The following is a 20,355-nucleotide window of genomic DNA, read 5'->3' on the forward strand; positions in this document are numbered from 1 at the left end:
TCCGGTGCGGTGCCGACGACGGGCACGCCGTTGTCCGCGAGCGCCCGCGCCAGGCGCAACGCGGACTCGCCGCCGAACTGGACGATGACGCCCGCCACCGGGCCCGACCGTCGTTCGGCGTGAACGACTTCGAGGACGTGCTCCAAGGTCACCGGCTCGGCATAGAGGCGGTCAGCACAGCCGGGGTCGGCGAGGGTCTCCAGGTGGGAGGTGACCACGGCGGTCTCGTAGCCCGCGTCCCGCAGCGCCGACGAGGCCGACGCGCACGAGCGGCCGGATCCGGTGCCGTCCGCGCCGGGCCCGACGATGATCACCGTGGCGCGTTCCCGTGGCGCGGGGCTCGGGAGGGCCTCGCCGTAGCCGGAGTACAGCGCCCCGCCGTCACGGGTGCTGCGGTGGGCGGGACGGATTCCGATAGCCTGCCGGACTTCGCGCACGACCCCCTCGTCCAGGCCGCGAAGGGCGGCGATCCCCGCGTCCGAGAAGCCGTGGCGTTTGGCCTCGGCGAGGAGCCGCGGATCGAGCGCGGCGGCCGCCGCCAACCCCGCCGCGATCGGGTCCCCCCTCCGACCGGGCATGACGTCCGGCTCCTCCGCGAACGGCTCCTCCGCGAACGCGACCTCGGAACACCCGGCCTTCCGCAACGCCTCGGGAAGGGTACGGCCCAGGGCCACCATCTCGGCGGAGCGCGACAGCCCGACCGTCACGTGTTCGAGGGCCGTGCCCGGGGAGCCGCCGACGACCTCCTCCAGCGTGCAGCCGATGGCCAGTCGTGCGGCGATCTCGGCGACCGGCAGGCCGGTGGCCGCCGACGCCAGTGCCGACGACCGCGTCAGGCGCGGGACCACCTGAACGAGCCGGAGGTCGCCGCCGTCACCGGGGATGACGGCGAACCGGACGGTGCAGCTCCCCCGAACCCCGCTCTCCCCGGCCGCGGTGAGGCCGAGGTCGTGCAGGCTCAGAAGGTCTCCCTCGGTGCGGGTGAACGCCGGAACGACGCTGATCCCGTGCTCGGCGAAGTGCTCGATGGAGCACACGACCGAAGCCCGTCCCGTTCCATCGCGCAGCACCTCCACCTCGTACGCCGGCCCACCGAGGGCGGCGGGGCGTCCTCGTCCCGCGCACGCGCCGATGGTCTCGGCGTCCGCACCGATCGGCTCCACGCCGTAGGCCGTGAGCGTGCCCGCCATGTGCAGGGTCATCGTGACGTCGAGCGCGGCCGGACCGCCCATGGTGGGCAGCAGCGCGTCGGGGCGTTCCCGGGCGATGACCCTCTCGACGCGGTCGACGGTGACCGGTTCGAGGTAGGTGGCGTCGGCGGTCTCCGGGGAGGTCATGACCGCCGCCGAGTCGGGGGCCACCACGATGACGCGCAGCCCCGCCGCCCGCAGCGCACGGCACGCACGGGCGCCCGCGTGGTCGGTCCCGACCGGCCCCGACCCGATGACCAGGACGGATCGGAGGTCCTTCCGCCTAGGCACGTCGGCGTCCCGCTCCAGGCGGCCTCGGCGGGCCGCCCTCCTCGTACGTCCAGTAGGTGTCGGCGGCCGGATCCGGGGTGCGGCGCAACGGATCCCGCACCAGCCGAACGACCAGCCCGACCGGTACGACCAACAGCGCGTAGACCACCGTGACGAGCACGGACACACTGACACGAACGATCGTTTCCATCCGAACCCGCTTTCCTGTCTCCCGGTCCGGGGGCGCGTCAGTCGAGCGGGATGTGCTCCCGCCAGTCCCCCTCTTCGGACCATTCCGGTTGTTCGCGCTTGTCGAGCAGGAAGGAGCCCAGCGCGAGCATGTCGATGTCGGTGCGCATGAAGCACCGGTAGGCGTCCTGGGGAGTGGCGACGATCGGTTCGCCGCGCACGTTGAACGAGGTGTTCACCAGCACGGCACAGCCCGTGCGGTCCTTGAAGTCGCTGAGCAGCCGATGCAGCCCGGGATCGCGGTCCCGGGTGACGGTCTGCACCCGCGCGGAGAAGTCCACGTGCGTGACGGCCGGGATCGTGGAGCGTTCGACGCGCAGCAGGTCCAGACCCCGGACGGCGTCGGGCGCCGCGGCCGTGCGCCGCTGCCGTTCGGCCACCGGCGCCACCACCAGCATGTAGGGGCTCGGCTGGCGCAGTTGGAAGTAGTCCTCGGTGTCCTCCGCCCGCACGATGGGCGCGAACGGTCGGAACGACTCACGGAACTTGATCTTCTGGTTCATCACGGACTGCATCGCCGGGTTGCGCGGGTCGCCGAGGATGGACCGCGCGCCCAGCGCCCGGGGGCCGAACTCCATCCGGCCCTGGAACCAGCCGATCACCTTGCCGTCGGCCAGCTCCGCCGCCACCCGGCGGGAGAGATCCTCCGGGCTCAGCCGCGTGTGGGGGAGGTCGTGCGCGTCCAGGTACTCCTGAATGCGGCGGTCGTCGTAGCCGGGGCCGAGCCGCGCGCCGCGCATGTTGTCGTCGCCGCGCCGGACGTGCTCGCGTCGGCCCGGTCGGGCGAGCAGCGCGGCTCCGAGCGCGCCCCCCGCGTCGCCCGCGGCGGGCTGCACCCAGACCTCGTCGAAGATCGCGTCCGCCACGATGCCGCCGTTGGCGACGCAGTTGAGCGCCACCCCGCCGGCCATGCACAGCCTGCTCTCCCCGGTCAGCTCCCGGGCGGTCGCCGCCAGCCGGAGCATCACCTCCTCCGTGACCTGCTGCACCGAGGCCGCCAAGTCGAACTCGCGCTCGGTGAGGGGGCTCTCGGGCCGCCGTCGGGGCCCGCCGAACAGCTCCTCGAACGCCCGCCCGGTCATCACCTCCCCGTACAGGAACTCGAAGTACCGGGTGTCGAGCCGGAACGATCCGTCCGGTTTCACGTCGATGAGCCGCTCGCGGATCAGGGACGCGTACCTCGGCTTCCCGTAAGGGGCCAGGCCCATCAGCTTGTACTCGCCGGAGTCGACCTTGAAGCCGCAGAAGTAGGTGAAGGCCGAGTAGAGCATGCCGAGGGAGTGCGGGAAACGCAGCTCCGCGATGGGCTCGACGCGTCCGCCCGCGCCCCGCCAGATCGAGGTGGTGGTCCACTCCCCCACGCCGTCGACGCAGAGGATCGCGGCCGACTCGTAGGGGCTGGGCAGGTAGGCCGACGCGGCGTGGGACTCGTGGTGCCCGAAGTGCTCGATCGGGGGGACGGGGCCGAGTTCCAGGTCCCGCAGCCGGTCGCGCACCGTCGACAGCGTCCGCATCTTCCAGGTCACCCACTGGGGGAAGACCTTGCGGAAGGACCTCCAGCCCTTGGGGGCGGTGCCGGCGTAGGTCCACATCACCCGGCGGAACTTGCGCGCCGGGTCCTCGTAGTAGGCCACCGCGTCCAGGTCGCCGAGCTTCGCCCCGGCCTCCCCCAGGCAGTAGCGGACGGCCTGAGCCGGGAACGACGGGTCGTGACGGCGTCTGCTGAACCGCTCCTCTTGGGCGGCGGCCACGATGTCGTCGCCGGCGACGAGCGCGGCGGCGCTGTCATGGTAGAAGGCTGAGATGCCAAGGACTGGGGTCTCCACGGGACGTCGGCTCCTCATCTCCGGGCTTCGCTGTTCCCGCGCGTTCTGCGCGACCACAGCGCGGTGTGAAGCCGGGCCACCGTGCCGTCGGGAGGGTTGAGGGACCGATGCCCCGTCCTGATCCGTTCCCAGATCTCGCTCTCCTGACGGGGCCCGACGGTTCCTGACACATCGGCCATGTAGCTGTCGATCGCGTCGACGGCCCAGGCGGAGTGGCCGGTCGCGACGTTGTCGATCGTGTTGTGCAGGTCGACGAACTGGGTGCTGAATCCGTAGTGCTTCAGGGCCACCCGTGAACTGCGGTAGCCGCTGCCGACCCCCGACAGTTCCATGGCCAGGTTGAGGCCGAGGATCTCCGGCATCCGGCTCTGCGGGAACCGGGAGATGCTCAGCCAGTAGACCGGCAGCGCGAACGCCTCGTCGCGGAAGCCCGGCCAGGCGGCGAATTCCCGGGAGTCGGTCGGGGGCGGCTCGACCCCCATGTCCCGCAGCAGGGCCCGGTAGATGCGGGGGTGGTTCAGCTCTCGAACCCCGTTGCCCAGCTCGTCCCAGTACGTGCGGAACAGGAAGTGGCCCGACGGGGACGACGCGTGCTGGTGGTCGGTGAAGCCCTGCAGCCAACCGCCGTCGATCATGATGAGCGGCGCCAGTTGGAGGGTGGAGTCCACCAGCTCCTCCCGGGAGGGGATCGGCGGCTCGCTCTCCTCGAACTGCCGTCCGTGCCGGTCGTGCTCGTCGTACAGCCAGGTCCGCAGTCCGTTCACGGAGTCCCAGCGCGGCGGCAGCCGGACCGGCGCGCGCTCCAGGCGGTGGCGGGAGCGGATCAGCCAGCGCGCCGTGTAGTCCTGCGCGAACCGCCGCAGCCCGGGCGAGTCCGCCCGGCCGAGCAGCGCGTGGTAGGCGGCGCGGAGCGATCCACCGACGGGCGCGGCGGAACGCCGGGGGACCGTCGCCGCTCCGCTTCGGGACCGCCCGTCGTGGAGGTACCAGGACCGCTGCGCCTCGTGCAGCCCCTCGTGCCCCTCGGACGGCCCGTGGAGCACCGACCCCTCGTCCGGGAGCCGGTCGATCCATCGGCGCAGCACGGCGACGTCGTCGGCGGTGAAGATCCGGAACATCGGCCCCTTGTCGCCGATGAGGCCGCGGACCAGCGGGCTGGCGTCGGACCTCCCCGGGCGCACGAGACGGCTGCGGGCCAAGGCGCCGAGGAACGGGCCGGGGCCCTCGTCGACGTTGGCGAACCAGTCCGCCAACGTCCGGCCCTCGAGCACGTGGTCGCCGTGGTAGACGGCGGCCTGGCGGGCCCGGGAGCAGATCAGACGCCAGACGTCGTAGTCGGGATGGCGGGTCAGGGCGGCCTCGTCGAGCAACCGCCCGCACCATTCCCCGAGTTCACGGGCCGCCCACCGGAACCCGCGCGACAGCCGGGGCCGCTCGTCCGGCCGTTCCTCGGCGAGCAGGCGCGCCACCGCGTGGGAGCGTTCGAACGCGGACTCGGACTCGCCGCGCCGGGGCGCGCCCAGGTCCAGGGCCCGCGCGTCCGTCCCGGCGGTCGTCCGGTCGTCCAGGGCGGCCAGCGGCGGCGGGACGCCGACGGCCCGCAGGCACAGGTCGGCCCCCATGATCTCCGGGAGGAACTCGTCGGGCAGCCGGCTCATGGCGAGCAGCAGGCCCGGCAGACGGAAGCTGAAGCTCTCGATCCGCTCCGCGGCGGCCAACCGCACGCCGGGCGTCTCCTCCTCGATGCGGTGCCGGCGCAGCAGGGCCCGATAGTCGCCGCCCCGGTCGGCCCGCGGGTATCCGACCCCGACGTCGGAGGCGTACAGCGCCAGGATCCGCAGGGACCGCTCCTGCTCGCCGTTGCCCGCGCTCGACAGCCATTGCAGCCACGCGCCGGCGGACAGGGCCAGCGGCGCGCAGTTGAGGAGCACGCACCGGGCGGCGGCCTCCTCGGTCAGCACGCCGCGGAACCGCTCGGTCTCCTCCGCGCCCCAGCGCCGCACCTCGTCGATCAGGGCGTCCGGCCCTTCCCCGTCCTCGGGAACGTCCGCGAGCGCGGCGCGGAGACGGCGCGTCTCCTCCGTTCCGAGCGGCAACGGCCCTTCCGGGTCGAGCGCCCTCAGGTACAGGGTCCGAGCCTCGTGACCCTTCCCGGTGGCGAAATCCCACATGACGGCAACCGCGCCTTCCGTTCAGAACATCGGATAGATCGAGCTGTCGTTGTCGCGCTTCTTGCGGCGTCGCCGGAACAGCGCGGCGAATCTGCGGAGAAGGGGCCTGCGGGCCATGCGTTCACCTCCTGTGCGGGGTCGAACCGTGCGTGGTCAAAGGGCCAGCTCGGCCTTGAGGATCTCGGCGACCGTCCTGGTGCCGTGGTCGTTGAGATGCGCCTGGTCCACGAAGAGCCAGGAATCCGCGGCCGGCGAGGCGCCGAGCGCGGTGTTGGCGTCCAGGAACGCCACTCCCAGCTCCTTGCACGCGGTCTCCAGGCGGTGGGCGTACGCGCGGTGCACCGACGGGTCGAGGACGGGGCGGAACAGGTCCCACATCTGCGGCCGTTCCCGGTCGTTCTCCTCGATCAGCGCCCTCTCCTCGGGGCTGTACGGCTTGCCGCACCAGGAGACCGTGGGCTGGAGCACGAAGTGGACGCGCGCGCCGGTGGGGGCGGCGAGTTCGAGCAGCCGAGCGAGGTCTCGGGCCGTCTGGCGAACGGCCACGTCGACGCGTTCCGCAGGGTCCGGGACGTCCTGGCCGTCACCGGGCTCCCGGTCACGGCCGATCCGCCGGGTCGCCTGGGCGATCCGGCCCAGCGCCCAGCGGGGCTGCTCCTGGTCGGGCGCGCCGAGCTGACGGAAGAACGCGCCGGAGAAGAAGAACTGCCCATAGTCGGCCTTCGCGGCCGGCAGCCCGGCGACGACCAGGTTGTTGAGCCCGGAGAACACGACGATGTCCCGAACCCCGGTCAGTTGGTGCCGGTGCAGCAGGAACAGCAACACCTCTTGGGTGGAGTTGAAGGCGGGCGCGGCGAGGTTCAGCCACGGCACCGCGTCCGGTCCCCGGGCGAGCAGCGAGGGCAGGGTGTTCCCGTCGCTGCTCACGCCGAGACCGAACGCGGGCGAGGCCCCCAGCAGCACGCCGACCTCGCCTGCGGGGGGCGCGTCCTGGAGTGAGCACGGTCCCGAGGGTCCGTGGGAGACGCGGAAGCCGCCCGAGTCCGTGTTGAGCACGGCGGAGCCATAGCCGGTCCGGTTGAAGAACATGACGTAGGGCAGCCACCGGATATCGCCCATCGCGAAGTCCTCGTACTGCCTCATGTAGGGAGTCAGCCGCTTCTGCTGTTCCACCGTGTCCCCTTCACCCGCGGGCTCGTCCGGGACCGACTTTTTCCGACCACCCTTGAGAAGCGCTCGAACGGGGTCGGAACGTCGGCTCAGGCCCGGAACGCGGCGGCGTTGTCCTCGGCCCATTCGCCGAACGTGCGGGCCTCGCGGCCGGTGACCCGGCGCACCGTCGGCACCACGGCGGGCTCCACCTCGGCGAGGTGGCGTTCCACGCCCATCAGCGCGCGGGCGTACCACTCCGGGAGCCGTCCGGAGACCGACCGAACCCACTCGTCCTCGCCGACGCGCTCCACGCGGAGGGTCCGGCCGAGGACCCGACCCAGCGTCCGCACCCGGGCGCGCACGTCCAACCGCTGCGGCCCGGACAGCGGGAGGGTCCCGCCGGCGGGCGCGCGGTCCGATCCGAGGAGGGCGACGGCCGCCACGTCCCCGATGTCCCGGGGATCGATCACCGGCACCGCCAAGTCCGGGTGGACCACCCGCACCACCCCGGACACCCGGATCGCGGGAGCCCATCCCAACGCCAGGGAGGCGAACGGCCCGGGATGCAGCACGGTCGTCGGCACACCGGAGGCCGCCATCCGTGCCTCGCCGAGGACGTGCTTGCGGAACAGCGGGTTGTCGTGCTCCGGGCCGTCGGGCGCGTTGGCGGACAGCAGGACGAGCCGGTCGAGCGAGTCGGCGCCGACGTCGTTCACGGCTTGGGCGAAGGCCGCGCCCGCGTCGTCGGTGAGCAGGACGAACGCCCGGTCGACGCCCTTGAGCGCCGGATGCAAAGACGTCGCGTCGGTCAGGTCCCCGATGACGCGTTCGGCCCCGTCGGGCAGGGGCCGTGCCGGGTCACGGCACAGGGCCCGGACCTCGGCCCCCTCCTCCAACAGCCGTCGCGTCAGATGGCGCCCCACCGCGCCGGTGGCTCCGGTGACCAGCACCCTCGGTGCCATGGGCCCTCCTCCGCCCGCGCCGGGCGTGCGCCGGCGGCGGGTGGGAGCAGCACATCCGCCCCGCCTCGAGCACCGCTCCAGCGGGGCTCGCCGTCACCTCAGGGGGCGGCGTCGGAGGCGGCGCTCTCGTAGGCGCGGACGGTCCGCACGAACATCGCGCGCTCCTCCCCGGAGAGGGAGGCGAACGCCGTGCGCCAGGCGGCGGCCCCGTTGGAGAGCCAGCCCTCGATCGCGGCGCGGGTCTCCGGCTCGTCGGTGATGGCCACGATGGTCCGCCGGCGGTCACGGGGGTCGGCGCGCCGTTCGAGGACGCCCTGCCGGCTCAGATCGCTCGCCATCAGGCTGACCGTGGTGGGGGCGACCTCCAGCCGGTCGGCGAGCGCGTTGACCGTCATCTCCCCGTCGAACAGCAGATAGGCCAGCAGCGACAGGTGTCGGGGGGCGAGGTTCAGGGGCCGCAGGCGCTCGGGGAGCGGCGTGCGCTTGACCCGGGCGACGACGCGCGGCATGAGCAGCAGCATGGCCCTGATCGCCTCATCGGTGCTGAGGCCGGCCTCCGGACCCTGCGTTGACATGCCGACTCCCCCCTTATAGCTTTGCATTCAAAGCAAAGTCTTCTCTGCCGTCTTTTACGTTACCGGACACGTGGAAGGGCGACCCCATGTCCGATCAGGCCTCGTACAACCCCCGCCGCTGGGCGGCCTTCGTGGTGATCATGTCGGCGACGCTGATGGATCTGATCGACACCACGGTGATCACCGTCGCGCTGCCCTCCCTCCGCGACGACCTGGACGCGTCCTCCGCCCAACTGGAATGGTCGCTGGCCGGCTACACCCTCGCCTTCGCGTCGGGGATGGTCACCGCCTCCCGGCTGGGCGACCGGTACGGCCGGCGTCGGGTCTTCCAACTCGGCCTGGCCGCGTTCGTCGTCACCTCGGCGGTGGCCGGGCTGTCCACCGGCCCCGAGATGCTGATCGCCGCCCGCGTCGCGCAGGGCGCCGCGGCGGCGCTCATGGTGCCCCAGGTGCTGGCCATGCTGCGCGCCGAGTTCCCGCCGGAGGAGCAGTCCCGCGCCACCACGATCTACGGGCTGGTGTTCGCCACCGGCGGCGTCGCCGGTCCCCTGGTGGGCGGGTTCCTCCTCGACGCGAACCTGTTCGACCTGGGCTGGCGGCCGATCTTCTTCGTCAACGTCCCCATCGGCATCGCCGCGATGATCGGCGTCGCGCTGCTCTCCCGGGAGTCCCGCGCCGAGCACGCCGACTCCGCCGACGCGGGCGGTCTGGTCCTGGTCACCCTGGCCCTGCTGGCGCTGTTGTACCCGCTCATCGAGGGCCGCGTGCTGGGCTGGCCGTGGTGGATCTTCGTGATCCTGGCGGCCTGCCCGCTGCTGCTCTGGCTGCTCGTCCGGTACGAGAACGGCGTCGTCCGGCAGGGTCGCGCGCCTCTCGTCGATCCGCGACTGCTTCGGCTACGGGCCGCCGTCGGCGGACTGTCGGCCTCCATCCTGTTCTTCGCGGGGGCCGCCTACACGCTGGTCCTCACCGTGCATCTGCAGTCCGCCGCCGGTTTCAGCCCGCTGGAGGCCGCCGTCGCGCTGGTCCCGGCCGCCGTCGGCGTGGGCCTGTTCACGCCGTTGGCGACGCGGACCCGCCCGATCGGACGTCCGCTCGCCGTCGCGGGCTCGTTGGTCATGGCGGCGGGCATGAGCCTGGTGCTCGGCGGAATCCTCGTCTTCGACGACGACCTGAGCACCTGGCATCTGGCCCCCGGGCTGCTCATCGCCGGGCTCGGCATGTCGATGACCTCGGGCATCCTCGTCTCCACCGTGATGGCCAAGACCCCCCCGCACCACGCGGGCGCCGCCGCCGGACTGGTGAGCACCGCCATCCAGATCGGCGTCGCGGCCGGGATCGCCATCGTCGGGACCGTCTACTTCGAGCTGGTCGAGCGCGGCCACGGGGAGACGACGTCGGTCGTCGGAGGGCTGGGCACGGTGATCGTGCTCTACCTGCTCGCCGCCCCGGCCGCGCTCATCCTGCCGGGCGGGCGGCTCGACTTCGCCCCGGCGCCCGACGCCGACGAGAAGGCCGCCGCCACCGCGGCCGACCGCTGACCGCCCGGGTCGAGCAGCGGTCCACTCGCGTTCGACCGGCGCGCAGGAGGCTGCGACGGGACACGGCCGCGACCGTGGCGGCCGGCGACGCCGCCCGTCTCGACTCCCCCGCATGAGGACACGACGAGAGGAAGCGCGATGTGCGGCATCACCGGCTGGGCGGCGTTCCGTCGCGACCTGGACACCGCGGAGGCCCAGGGCCTCCTCGACGCGATGACCGAGACGATGGCCTGCCGCGGCCCGGACGAGCGCGGCACGTGGCGGGATCGGCACGTCGCCATCGGTCACCGGCGGCTCGCCGTCATCGACCTGCCCGGCGGCAAGCAGCCGATGCGGGCCGACACCCCCGACGGGCCCGTGGTCCTCACCTACTCCGGTGAGGTCTACAACTACGTCGAACTGCGCGCGGAGCTGGACCGTCGCGGTCACCGGTTCCGCACCTCCAGCGACACCGAGGTGGTGCTGCGCGGCTACCTCGAATGGGGCGACGCGGTCGCCGAACGGCTCACCGGCATGTACGCCTTCGCCCTCTGGGACGGCCGCACCGAACGGCTGGTGCTGATCCGTGACCGGATGGGCGTCAAGCCGCTGTACCACCACCCCACCGAGGACGGCGTCCTGTTCGGGTCCGAGCCCAAGGCGATCCTCGCCCACCCGCTGGTCCGCAAGGCCGTGGACCTGGACGGCCTGCGGGAGCTGTTCTCCGGCACCAAGGCGCACGGCCAGGCGGTGTGGCGGGGCATGCGGGAGGTGCGGCCGGGCACGGTGGTCACGGTCACCGCCGACGGACTCCGCGAACGCGTCTACTGGCGGCTGCGCCCCACCGAGCACACCGACGACCTGAACACGACGGTGGCGCGGATCAGGCACCTGCTGACCGACGCGGTCGACCACCAGCTCGTGTCGGACGTGCCGCGCTGCGTGCTGCTGTCCGGCGGGCTCGACTCCAGCGCCATCACCGGCCTGGCCGCCGCCCGCCTGGCCGCCGACGGCCGGCGGGTGCGCACGTTCTCGGTCGACTTCGCCGGGCAGGAGGAGAACTTCCGGGCGGACGGCACCCGGGAGACGCCCGACGCGCCGTTCGTCCGGGAGGTGGCGGCGCTCGTCGACTCCGAGCACACCGACATCGTGCTCGACCAGGCCGCGCTGGCCGACCCCGCGCTGCGGCGGGCCACCGTCGCCGCCCGGGACCTCCCGCTCGGCTTCGGCGATCTGGACGCGTCGCTGTACCTGCTGTTCGCGGCGCTGCGGGAGCACTCGACCGTGGCGCTGTCCGGCGAGTCCGCCGACGAGGTGTTCGGCGGCTACCGCTGGTTCCACGACCGCGAGGCGCGCGACAGCGGCACCTTCCCCTGGCTCCATCAGTACGGCCTGAACCCCGGACGGTCCTTCCTCGACCCCGGCCTGGACGCCGAGCTGGCCCTTCCCGAGTACGTGGCCGACGAGTACTCCCGTGCGCTGCGCGAGGTCGAGCACCTCGACGGCACCGACGCGGACGAGCGCCTGATGCGCTCCCTGTCCCACATGCACCTGACCCGCTTCGTGCGGATGCTGCTCGATCGCAAGGACCGGATGAGCATGGCCGTGGGGCTGGAGGTTCGCGTGCCCTTCTGCGATCACCGTCTGGTCGAGTACGTCTACAACACGCCCTGGTCCCTCAAGACCTTCGACGGACGGGAGAAGAGCCTGCTCCGCGAGGCCACCCGGCATGTGATCCCGAGGTCGGTGGCCGAGCGGCGGAAGAGCCCGTACCCGTCCATCCAGGACCCTCGGTACACCGCGACGCTGCAGCAGCAGGCGAAGGAGATCCTGGCCGACCGGCAGGACCCGGTGTTCACCCTGGTGGGCCACGACTGGCTGCTGGACCGCGTGAACACCGACCCCGCCGAGGTCGGCCAACTCGAACGCGTCTTCCTGGAGCGCGCCCTGGACCTGCACACCTGGCTCGACCTCCACCGGCCGGAGCTGCCGTGAGGTGACCCGGGAAGACGTGAGGCGAGGTCGAGCACGGATCCAGGGGCGTTCGACCGGCGGGGCGAAGACTGGGCGCCACACCCGTCACAACGCGGCGACGTCACGCCGTTCCCCGAAGGGATCAGCACGTGAGCGACACACCACGGGAGTCCGGTCCGGCACCGCGGACGCGTGAGGTGGCCGAGCGCGCGGCCGCCCACGCGCTCCAGGCCGAGCGGGACGGCCGTCTCAGCCCCCAGGTCTTCGAGGCGATCCGGGACGCGGGGTTCGCCCGCCACTTCGTGCCGGCGCGCTGGGGCGGCGCCGAAGGGGGGTTCGACGCGTTCCTCACGGCGGTCGCCGAGGTCGGGCGGGAGGACCCGTCCGCCGCCTGGTGCGCGGCGATCGCCTCCGCCCTCGGCCGGTACGCCGCCTTCCTGCCGGAGGACGGGCAACGGGCGGTCTGGGAGGCCGGCCCCGACGCGCTGGTCGTCGGGGCGCTCGTCCCCGGAGGGGAGGCGACCGCCGCGTCCGGCGGCTGGGTCCTGCGGGGTCGCTGGCCGTACGTCTCCGGGATCCACGCGTCCGACCGGGCCCTGCTGGCCGCCCGGGTGCCGGCGGAAGGAGGCGGGGAGGAGGTGCGCTTCCTGCTGGTCCCCCGCTCCTCGTACCGGATCGAGGAGACCTGGCGGACGGTGGGGATGCGCGGGACCGGCAGCGACACCCTGGTCCTGGAGGAGACGTTCGTGCCGAGGGAGCACTCCTTCGTCAACGACGATCTGCTCTCCGGCCGCGAGCCCGGCACCGCGCCCGGCTGCTTCACCGTCCCGCTCCGCAACGTCGGCGGGCTGACCTTCGCGGGTCCGGTGCTGGGAGCCGCGCGCGGCGCGCTGGAGGCCTGGTCGCGGAGCGCGAAGCGACGACGTTCCGGCTCGGGCGGGGCGCTCGACCTCGTCCTGGCCCGCAGCGCCGCCGAGACCGACGCGGCGGAGCTGCTGCTGTCGCGGGTCGCCCGGGACGCCGACCGGGGCGGCCTCCAGGACGAGTGGGACGGGGCGCGCGGCCAGCGCGACCAGGCCGTCGCGGTGGACCTGCTCGTCGGCGCGGTCAACCGACTGATGCGCACGGGCGGCACCGGCGCGCTGCACCGGGACGAGGATCTCCAGCGGTTCTGGCGGGACGCGAACGCGGGGGCCGCGCACGCGGTGCTCCAGTGGGAGCCGGCCGCCCGCAGGTTCGCCGCCGCGAGCCTCGCCCGATCCGAGGCCGCGTCACCGCCCGCCCGGCCCTGATCACCTGCCGTCCATCCCGCGACGGGGACGCGGGCGTGCCTCCCGCCGGTGGCACGCCCGCGTCCGTGTTCCGGCGCTCAGGGCGCCGGAACGCTGCTGACGACGTAGTCGCTGATGCGCAGCTCCGCCCCCTGGCCGAAGAGCCGACTCGACTCCAGGCTCTCGTCGTCCACGAAGGTCTGCGGGTCCGGCTCCCCCGTCCCCGGCCGGTAGTAGGCGGTGCGCGTGGAGAGCCGCACCAGCCCCTTGCCCGTGGGCCAGGCGCCGTCGAGCAGGCTGAGCATCCCCATCCCGAAGCTGATCTGGCGCGGCTCGACGAGCGTGTGCTCGCCGCCCTCGTCCAGGGTGAGGGTGGCGCGGCCGAGCGGGTACCCGATCCGGTCGACGCGCAGCACCTCGGCCCCGTCCAGGATCCAGCGCACCACGCCGGCCGCCCGGTCATAGGAGATCTTCACGTGGTGCCGGTCCTCGGGCGAGCGGTCCACGAGCGGAACGGTGCAGGCGAACGAGGCGTAGCGGCCCAGCCGCGCCCGGGCGAAGTTCGTCCGCCCGTAGAACGCGTACAGCCGCTTGTTCGTCAGGATGAAGTCGAAGGCGACGGAGGTCTCCGGGTCGATGGTGTTCAGCATCGCCCCGGCCAGCCGCAGATCGTCGTCCGGGTCGGCGACGGCGTCCCCGAACGGATGCCCGCCGGTGCCGTAGGTCCGTCCCGAGATCGTCGCCTCGCCCGACAGGACACGGCCCGGCTCGGCGTCGAAGCCCTGGAAGCCCGTGGCGGCCTCGTGCGCGGCGTAGGCGATCCACTTCGCGTGGTCGGCGTACCCGGGCATGGCGTCGGGGTCGTCCCGGTCTCCGGGCACCGTCCGGACGAACGCGGGCTCCCCGGTGCGGGGGTGGCGACCGCTGGAGAAGAGCCGCAGGCCCTCGTCGTCGATCTGGGCGATCCCGTCGTCGGCGGCGTGGTCGGGGCGCGGCTGCACGAACCGCCACCGGGCGGACGGGCCGGAGGTCCGGAGGCCGTCGCCGAAGTCGTCCCGCCACAGCACCACGGCGTCCGGCGCGTCGGTGAACGGGAGGGGGGCAGAGGTCATCGTGACTCCTTCGCGTCGCGGAGGGCGGGGGTGGGGAGCAGGAGGTCCATGAGCTCGGCGAAGGACCCGGCGGTCCGGGCGGCTCCGGCGGCGAGCAGTTCGGGGCCGGTCGCCACCCCGTAGGTCACGCCGATCACCTCCATGCCGGCGGCCGCGCCCATCTCGACGTCGCCGACGCCGTCACCGACCACGACGCACTCGGCGGGCGCGAGACCGAGCGCGGCGGCGACGTGCAGGGCCATCTCCGGGTCCGGCTTGCCGCGCCGCACGGTGTCGTGACCTGCGACCGCCCGGAACTCCTCGGCGACGTTCATCAAGCCCAGCATCCGTTCGGCGGCGCCTCGGGGCTTCGACGTGGCGATGCCCAGGAGCCGGCCGTCGGCGCGCAGTGCGGACAGTCCCTCGGGAACCCCCGGATAGGCCAGCTCGGCCCCCCGATCCCGCAGGTGCTCACGGAACCGCCGCTTGTAGTCGTCGACGGCCGTCGTCACGACAGGGTGGTCCGGGGAGAGCGCCAGGAGCCCGGCGAGGGCGGGCTCCAGCGGGCGTCCGACGACGGCGCGGACCCGTGCCTCACCAGGGGTGGCGCCCCGGTCGGCCAGGATCTTCATCAGGATGGCGGTGATCGCCTGCGGGGTGTCGGCCAGCGTGCCGTCGAGGTCGAAGATGATCCCCTTCGCGCCGGCGGCGGGCGGCGCGGGCACCTCAGCCCCCGTCCCGGGCGGCGGTGAGGGCGACGGCGAACTCCCCGGCCACCCGGGCCGTGCTCAGCAGCAGCGACCGCCCGGCCCGCCGGGTGCGCCCCTCCGTCGCGGCGGAGACGGCGCGCATCAGGAACGGGCTGACCGCGTTGCCCGTGACCCCGGCCGCGTCGGCCTCGGCGAGGGCGCGTTCGATGGCGTTCTCGACCAGGTCCCGGTCGAGGGCGTCCTCCTCGGCGACCGGGGTCGTCAGCAGCACGGTCCCCCCGCCGTTGACCTCCCAGTGGGCGCGGACGCCGCGGGCGGCCTCGGTGAGCCCGTCCACCCGCCGGATCGGGAGGTCGGTGTCCCGCACGTAGAACGCCGGCAGCCGGTCGGTGCCGTACCCGAGCACGGGGACACCCGCCGTCTCCAGGTACTCCGCGGTCAGCCGCGAGTCCAGGATGCTCTTGCAACCGCCCGAGACCACGACCATGCGGGTCCGGGTGAACTGCAGCAGATCCGGGGAGACGTCGAAGGTCTCCTGGGCCCGCCGGTGGACGCCGCCGATCCCCGCGGTGGCGAAGACCTCGATGCCCGCGCGTTCGGCGATGACGATCGTGCCCGCCACCGTGGTCGCGCCCAGGCCACCGCCCGCGAGGACCGGCCCGATGTCGCGGGCGCTGACCTTCGGAACGGACGCGGCGCTCCGGAGCCGTTCGATCAGGGCGGGCTCCATGCCGACCCTGAGCCGTCCGTCGGCGATGCCGATCGTCGCCGGGACCGCCCCGGCGTCGCGCACCGACTTCTCGATGTCGAGGGCCACGTCGGCGGACGGGGCGGCGACGACGAGCGAGGACTCGAGGGCGACCACCGGCCGCCGCTCGGCGATCGCCGTCGCGACTTCGTCAATGACTTCAAGGAGCGGATCCATTGCCATCGCTTCCCGTTGGTGAAGAAGAGCGGTCGTCCCCCGACCCTGGTCGCGGCGGCTCGAAGAGGGGTCGAGCGACCGTCGAACCGCCGCGCCCGTCCGGACGGCGCGGCGCGGGATTCGAGTGGGAATCGAGCCGTCCGTCCCACAGTGAGGCGCGGCGCAGGGACCGGTCCTGTGCGCACAACGACGCCTCAGGGAGATTCCATGACCGGAAGGGTCGCGATCATCGGGAGGCGGGGAACCGCGGTGTCGGCCGTGGCGGCCACCGTCGTCCTCGCCGCGTTCGGCGGAACGGCCGCGGCGGCGCCGAGCGCGCCGGCGGAGACCACGAGGGTTCTCTTCCGCGACGACTTCACGTCCGGCTTCGACACCTCCTCCAAGTGGATGCTGCAACCGACGAAGACCCCGACGGGCACCCTGGCCCATGGCGACGGCGTGGCGATCACGTCCGGCGACGGGCTGACGGTGACCCCCACCGGCCGCAACCCCCGGACGGGCGAGCCCGCGTTCGCCTCGACCAACGGCCAGGACTCCACCGAGTGGGGCGGCGGCACGAGCGATCACCTCAAGTGGCTCGCGCAGCCCCGGGAGTCCTCGGTGAACGGGTTCCCCGTGCCGGAGCAGGGCTCGCTCACCTGTACCAGCAGGATGGGCGTGCGGACGCTGGGGGTGGATCGGCACCCGTTCGGCCGCGCGGCCGTCTCCGACCCGCAGTCGGACCCGCGGCTGGCCAGCGCCACGCTGATCTCGGTGGACCACGAGAACCACTCGGTCGCCAACTTCTCGGTGACCAACACGCAGATCTTCGCCGTCTACGAACGGCTCCGCGTGGACGAGCACAGCGACTTCGCCGGCTTCAACTACTCCATCCCGGTGGCGAAGACCCGACCCGGGAAGATCAACGACCTGCAGATCAGGTACGACCAGGGCGGCAAGCGGGTGAGCTGGCTGGTCAACGGCACGAAGGTGCTGTCCACCGACCGCATCGGCACGCTGGCGTTCCCGCGTGAGCACCTGGTGATCGACGAGGGCGGCACGGAGGAGCAGGTCACCTCGCGCAACGTCCAGTGCCTGCTGAGCACCGGCAACCTGCTGGACGGCGCCGGCCGCCCGCAGGACAGGGACAAGCGGGGCCTGGTGCAGTTGGCCAAGGACCCGGGCCACTACTTCGCGCCGCTCAAGGGCGAGCCCCACCGGCAGGAGTTCCTCGACACCCGCAGCCTGCCGACCAACCGGCTGTGGGGCCAGGGCGTGATCCTGAACCAGCGCCTGTTCGAGATGACCACCGAGGAGTGATCCTCGCCCCGGCGCCGTCGGTGCCGCGCCCCGGCGCGGCGCCGGCGGCTCCTCGTCATCAGGGAGGGTGATGACCATGCGGTACACGCTGCTCGGCAAGAGCGGGGTGCGGGTCTCGGAGCTGGCGCTCGGCACGATGACGTTCGGCGACGACCGGAGCCTGCCGGCGGCGGCCCGCGCCCGGCTGCTCGACCGGTTCGCCGAGGCGGGCGGCAACCTGCTCGACACGGCGAACGAGTACGGGAACGGCACGGCCGAGACGGCCCTGGGCGCCCTGCTGTCGGGCCGGCGGGACGCGTTCGTGCTGTCGACGAAGTACACGATGCAGACCAGGCCCGGCGATCCCAACTCGGCGGGCAACCATCGCAAGAACCTGGTCGCGTCGCTGGAGGCGAGCCTTCGCCGGCTGCGCACCGACTACCTCGACGTCCTGTGGGTGCACGCCCGGGACACGCTGACGCCGGTGCCGGAGGTGATGCGGGCGCTGGACGACCAGGTGCGCGCGGGCAAGGTCCTCTACGTGGGCGTCTCGGACTGGCCCGCCTGGGAGGTCGCGCAGGCCAACACCTTGGCGGAGCTGCGCGGTTGGTCGCCGTTCGTGGGCTTCCAGCTCCGTTACAACCTGTTGGACCGCACCGCCGAGCGGGAGCTGCTCCCCATGGCGCTGGCGTTCGACCTGGCGGTGCTGGCCTGGGGGCCGCTGGCGGACGGCCGGCTGACCGGCAAGTACCTCGACGGCGGCACCGGGCGGCTGGACCGGGTCGACTGGGGCTCCCCGCGCGGCGACGGCGACGACGTGGTCCGCGAGGTCGTCAGGGTCGCGGAGGCGGTCGGACGGCCGCCCGCGCAGGTGGCCCTGGCCTGGCTGCGGACGCGCCCCGGAACGGTCATCCCGCTGATCGGCGCCACCTCGCGGGAGCAGCTCGACCAGAACCTCGCGAGCGTGGAGGTCGTGCTCGACGACGAGCACCTGGACGCCCTGGACGCGGCGAGCGCGGTGCCGATGGGCTTCCCGCACACGTTCCTGCGCTTCCCCGCCATGACGCGACTGATCTACGGCGACCGGTGGCGGGACGTCGACGACCGACGCCGCACGGTCGGCCGCGCCGTGACCGACGACGTGTTCTCACGGCGCGGCTGACGGTGGCGCGTCACACGTGCTCGGTCGCCGCCAGGAGCTGCTCCTCCTCGTAGGCGAAGTGCGCCTCCAGGTCCGCGACGACCCGTTCCAGCTCGGCGCGGACCTGGGCGGGGTCGGAGCCGTCCCGGCCGAGGAACGCCTCGAACCCCTCCAGGATCCGCTCGATGGTCGCGTGCTCCTCGCGGAGCCTGGCGATCACGGGCGCGAGGTCGGGGAACAGCCGCTCGAACGCCGTGAACGCCCCGTCCTCGCGGATGTGGTGCATCTGGAGGTTGTGGCAGTAGGTGAGGCAGTGCCGGCGGAGCTGCTCGACCAGGTCGGGGCCGGCGGCGGACGCGGCGTCGCCGGCGACGGCCCGGTCCAGGCGTTCGCGGACGGCGGTCAGTTCGGCGCGCAGACCGGCGTGCAGCTTGCCGAGCTGCTCGGCGATCATCCGACTGCGCTGCGGATCCGCCGACAGGTCGAGCACGTTGAGCGCGACCACGGGGATGGTGCGGGTGGTCTGCCTCTCGTACTCGCGGAACGACGGGTCGATCTCGCACTGCCGCTCCCACCAGCGGTCGCGCTCCTCGCCCTCCAGGACGACCGCCTGGGCGCCGACGGGCTCGACGCGCCCCTCGTCGGTGCCGATCTCGATGGTCACCTGGGGGGCGGCGACCAGGTTGTGGTACCAGTCGGGGTGCTCGTCCGAGCCCGCGTTGGAGGCGAACACGAGATGGCGGTCCCCGTCCCGGAGGTGGATGACCGGATTGGTGTGGGGCTTGCCGGTCTTCCTGCCGGCGGTGGTCAACAGCAGGAGGGGGGCGCCCTCGAAGCGCCCCCCCACCTTGCCGTTGTTCTCCCGGAACTCCTTGATGACCCGTTCGTTCCAACCCACGGGAGTCCTCCCAACAGTGTTTGCTTTGAAAGCAAAGCTAGTGAGGGCTCTCGACGATGTCAACCGCGCGCGCCCTCAGGACGGCGCCGGCCCCCCAGATCCGGTTCTCGGGCAGGCTCCGTTCGTCGACGAAGGACTGGGGCCGCGACCCCGGGTCCCGCGGCGCGAGGTAGAAGTCCGGCGCGGCGTCCAGCCGCACCAGCCCCCCGCCGTCCGGCCCGGCCCCGTCCAGGAGGGTGAACAGGCCCAATCCGCAGGCGAGCCGGCGCAGCCGTACCCGCTCCTCGGCACCTCCGTGGTCGAGCAGCATGTCCGCGCGGCCGAACGCCCGCAGCCCGAGCCGATCGGTGGTCAGCACCGTCCGGCCGTCGAGCACCCAGCTCACCCGCCCGCCCCCCTCATCGACGCGGATCCGGCAGGCGTGCCACCGGTCCGCCGTCCGGTCCGCGACCGGGACCGCGTAGCCGAACGACGCGTAGCGGCGGCCCGGCGCGGGCGGACGCTCGTAGAGCGCGTACACGACGGAGTCGGTGAGGGCGAATCCGAACACCAGGTGGGCCTCGAGATCGACCATCACCATGGACACCATCCCGAGCCGCGGGTCCGCCCGCGGATCGGCGACGGCCGCGCCGAACGGGTGACGCTCGACGCCGTGGCGCTCCCCCGACAGGGTCACCGTGCAGGTGAGCGCTCCGGTGGCCGGGACGTCGAAACCCGGTGCGCCGCCATCGGCCGCGTGCCGGGTCAGCGCCACCCACTTCATGTGGTCGTTCCACCCGCCCTCGGGAGCGCCCTGGCCGTACGTCACGGCGAACGCGGGCCGACCCGTCGCCGGGTCCGTCCCCGTGGGCGTCACGGTCAGCCCCTCGGACGAGCACCGCACGATCCCGTCGCCGTGCTCCAGACCTCCGCGCGGCCGGAGCCGCCACCGGGCGGCGGTGTCGAGGCCGTCCCGGAAGTCGTCGTGGAAGAGGGTTCGGACGGCCGGCCGAGCCGTCCGTCCCACCCGGCCGCCGTGGGTCATGCGCCCTCCTCGGTCGTTCCGTCGGCACCGGCCCCATCCTGCGGAACCCGGCACGAGTCCGGCTCGAATCCCGCTCCGCCCTCGATCGAGAAGGCCCGGCGGCCGGGAGGAGCCCCCGGCCGCCGGGC

The 20,355-nt window shown here is 73.1% G+C and carries 16 protein-coding genes and 1 pseudogene; 5 read left to right on the forward strand and 12 right to left on the reverse strand.

Annotation, left to right across the window (positions count from 1 at the left end; all coding sequences use genetic code 11):
- Positions 1-2: 2 nt before the first annotated feature.
- The 7 genes and pseudogenes from DFJ69_RS36590 to DFJ69_RS08255 form a co-directional block, all read right to left on the reverse strand.
- Positions 3-1,481 (reverse strand): annotated as a pseudogene (locus tag DFJ69_RS36590) (carbamoyl phosphate synthase preATP-grasp domain-containing protein); the annotation flags it as partial.
- Entirely contained in the window at positions 1,474-1,647 is a 174-nt protein-coding gene (locus DFJ69_RS08230; protein ID WP_211328546.1) for a hypothetical protein, read from the reverse strand. The pseudogene DFJ69_RS36590 and the gene DFJ69_RS08230, both read right to left, overlap by 8 nt.
- 61 nt (positions 1,648-1,708) lie before the next feature.
- On the reverse strand, positions 1,709-3,535 hold the full coding sequence (locus DFJ69_RS08235; protein ID WP_116021927.1) for a carbamoyltransferase family protein: 1,827 nt from the start codon (positions 3,533-3,535) through the stop codon (positions 1,709-1,711).
- 14 nt (positions 3,536-3,549) lie between these two features.
- Positions 3,550-5,706 (reverse strand): iron-containing redox enzyme family protein, encoded by a 2,157-nt coding sequence (locus DFJ69_RS08240; RefSeq protein ID WP_116021928.1) that lies wholly within the window; start codon positions 5,704-5,706, stop codon positions 3,550-3,552.
- Between the two features lie 153 nt (positions 5,707-5,859).
- Complete coding sequence (locus DFJ69_RS08245; protein WP_211328547.1) at positions 5,860-6,879, reverse strand: SGNH/GDSL hydrolase family protein; 1,020 nt, start codon at positions 6,877-6,879, stop codon at positions 5,860-5,862.
- An 86-nt stretch (positions 6,880-6,965) separates the two neighbouring features.
- Entirely contained in the window at positions 6,966-7,820 is an 855-nt protein-coding gene (locus tag DFJ69_RS08250; RefSeq protein ID WP_116021929.1) for an SDR family oxidoreductase, read from the reverse strand.
- 98 nt (positions 7,821-7,918) lie between these two features.
- Complete coding sequence (locus DFJ69_RS08255) at positions 7,919-8,395, reverse strand: MarR family winged helix-turn-helix transcriptional regulator (RefSeq protein WP_116021930.1); 477 nt, start codon at positions 8,393-8,395, stop codon at positions 7,919-7,921.
- Positions 8,396-8,481: 86 nt separating this feature from the next.
- On the opposite strand from DFJ69_RS08255, the gene DFJ69_RS08260 reads away from it, so the two are divergent.
- The 3 genes from DFJ69_RS08260 (at position 8,482) to DFJ69_RS08270 (ending at position 13,181) form a co-directional block, all read left to right on the forward strand.
- On the forward strand, positions 8,482-9,936 hold the full coding sequence (locus DFJ69_RS08260) for an MFS transporter (protein ID WP_116021931.1): 1,455 nt from the start codon (positions 8,482-8,484) through the stop codon (positions 9,934-9,936).
- 138 nt (positions 9,937-10,074) lie between these two features.
- A complete protein-coding gene (gene asnB / locus DFJ69_RS08265; protein WP_116021932.1) occupies positions 10,075-11,910 on the forward strand; it encodes an asparagine synthase (glutamine-hydrolyzing) in 1,836 nt (611 codons plus the stop codon).
- 128 nt (positions 11,911-12,038) lie between these two features.
- Positions 12,039-13,181, forward strand: coding sequence for an acyl-CoA dehydrogenase family protein (locus DFJ69_RS08270; RefSeq protein ID WP_116021933.1), 1,143 nt, complete (start codon positions 12,039-12,041; stop codon positions 13,179-13,181).
- 77 nt (positions 13,182-13,258) lie between these two features.
- Here the strand turns inward: DFJ69_RS08270 and DFJ69_RS08275 are convergent, their stop codons facing one another.
- Genes DFJ69_RS08275 through DFJ69_RS08285 form a run of 3 tightly spaced genes read right to left on the reverse strand, consistent with a single transcriptional unit; the run spans position 13,259 to position 15,892 of the window.
- A complete protein-coding gene (locus DFJ69_RS08275; RefSeq protein ID WP_116021934.1) occupies positions 13,259-14,272 on the reverse strand; it encodes a DUF6081 family protein in 1,014 nt (337 codons plus the stop codon).
- Positions 14,269-14,976: an HAD family hydrolase gene (locus DFJ69_RS08280; RefSeq protein ID WP_116021935.1), complete on the reverse strand. Its 708-nt coding sequence runs from the start codon at positions 14,974-14,976 to the stop codon at positions 14,269-14,271. The genes DFJ69_RS08275 and DFJ69_RS08280 overlap by 4 nt, the downstream gene beginning before the upstream one ends.
- 1 nt (position 14,977) lies before the next feature.
- A complete protein-coding gene (locus DFJ69_RS08285; RefSeq protein ID WP_211328548.1) occupies positions 14,978-15,892 on the reverse strand; it encodes a pseudouridine-5'-phosphate glycosidase in 915 nt (304 codons plus the stop codon).
- Positions 15,893-16,093: 201 nt separating this feature from the next.
- Here DFJ69_RS08285 and DFJ69_RS08290 point away from each other — a divergent pair, with 201 nt between their 5' ends.
- Complete coding sequence (locus DFJ69_RS08290) at positions 16,094-17,185, forward strand: DUF6081 family protein (RefSeq protein WP_116021937.1); 1,092 nt, start codon at positions 16,094-16,096, stop codon at positions 17,183-17,185.
- Between the two features lie 70 nt (positions 17,186-17,255).
- Complete coding sequence (locus DFJ69_RS08295; protein WP_245974161.1) at positions 17,256-18,326, forward strand: aldo/keto reductase; 1,071 nt, start codon at positions 17,256-17,258, stop codon at positions 18,324-18,326.
- A 10-nt stretch (positions 18,327-18,336) separates the two neighbouring features.
- Here the strand turns inward: DFJ69_RS08295 and DFJ69_RS08300 are convergent, their stop codons facing one another.
- A complete protein-coding gene (locus DFJ69_RS08300; protein WP_116021938.1) occupies positions 18,337-19,203 on the reverse strand; it encodes a nitroreductase/quinone reductase family protein in 867 nt (288 codons plus the stop codon).
- A gap of 37 nt (positions 19,204-19,240) precedes the next feature.
- Positions 19,241-20,227 carry a DUF6081 family protein gene (locus tag DFJ69_RS08305; protein WP_116021939.1) on the reverse strand — a complete coding sequence of 329 codons (987 nt, stop codon included), beginning with the start codon at positions 20,225-20,227 and terminating at the stop codon, positions 19,241-19,243.
- Between the last annotated feature and the right edge of the window lie 128 nt (positions 20,228-20,355).

It is taken from the genome of Thermomonospora umbrina (assembly GCF_003386555.1).
Taxonomy (GTDB): Bacteria; Actinomycetota; Actinomycetes; order Streptosporangiales; family Streptosporangiaceae; genus Thermomonospora; species Thermomonospora umbrina.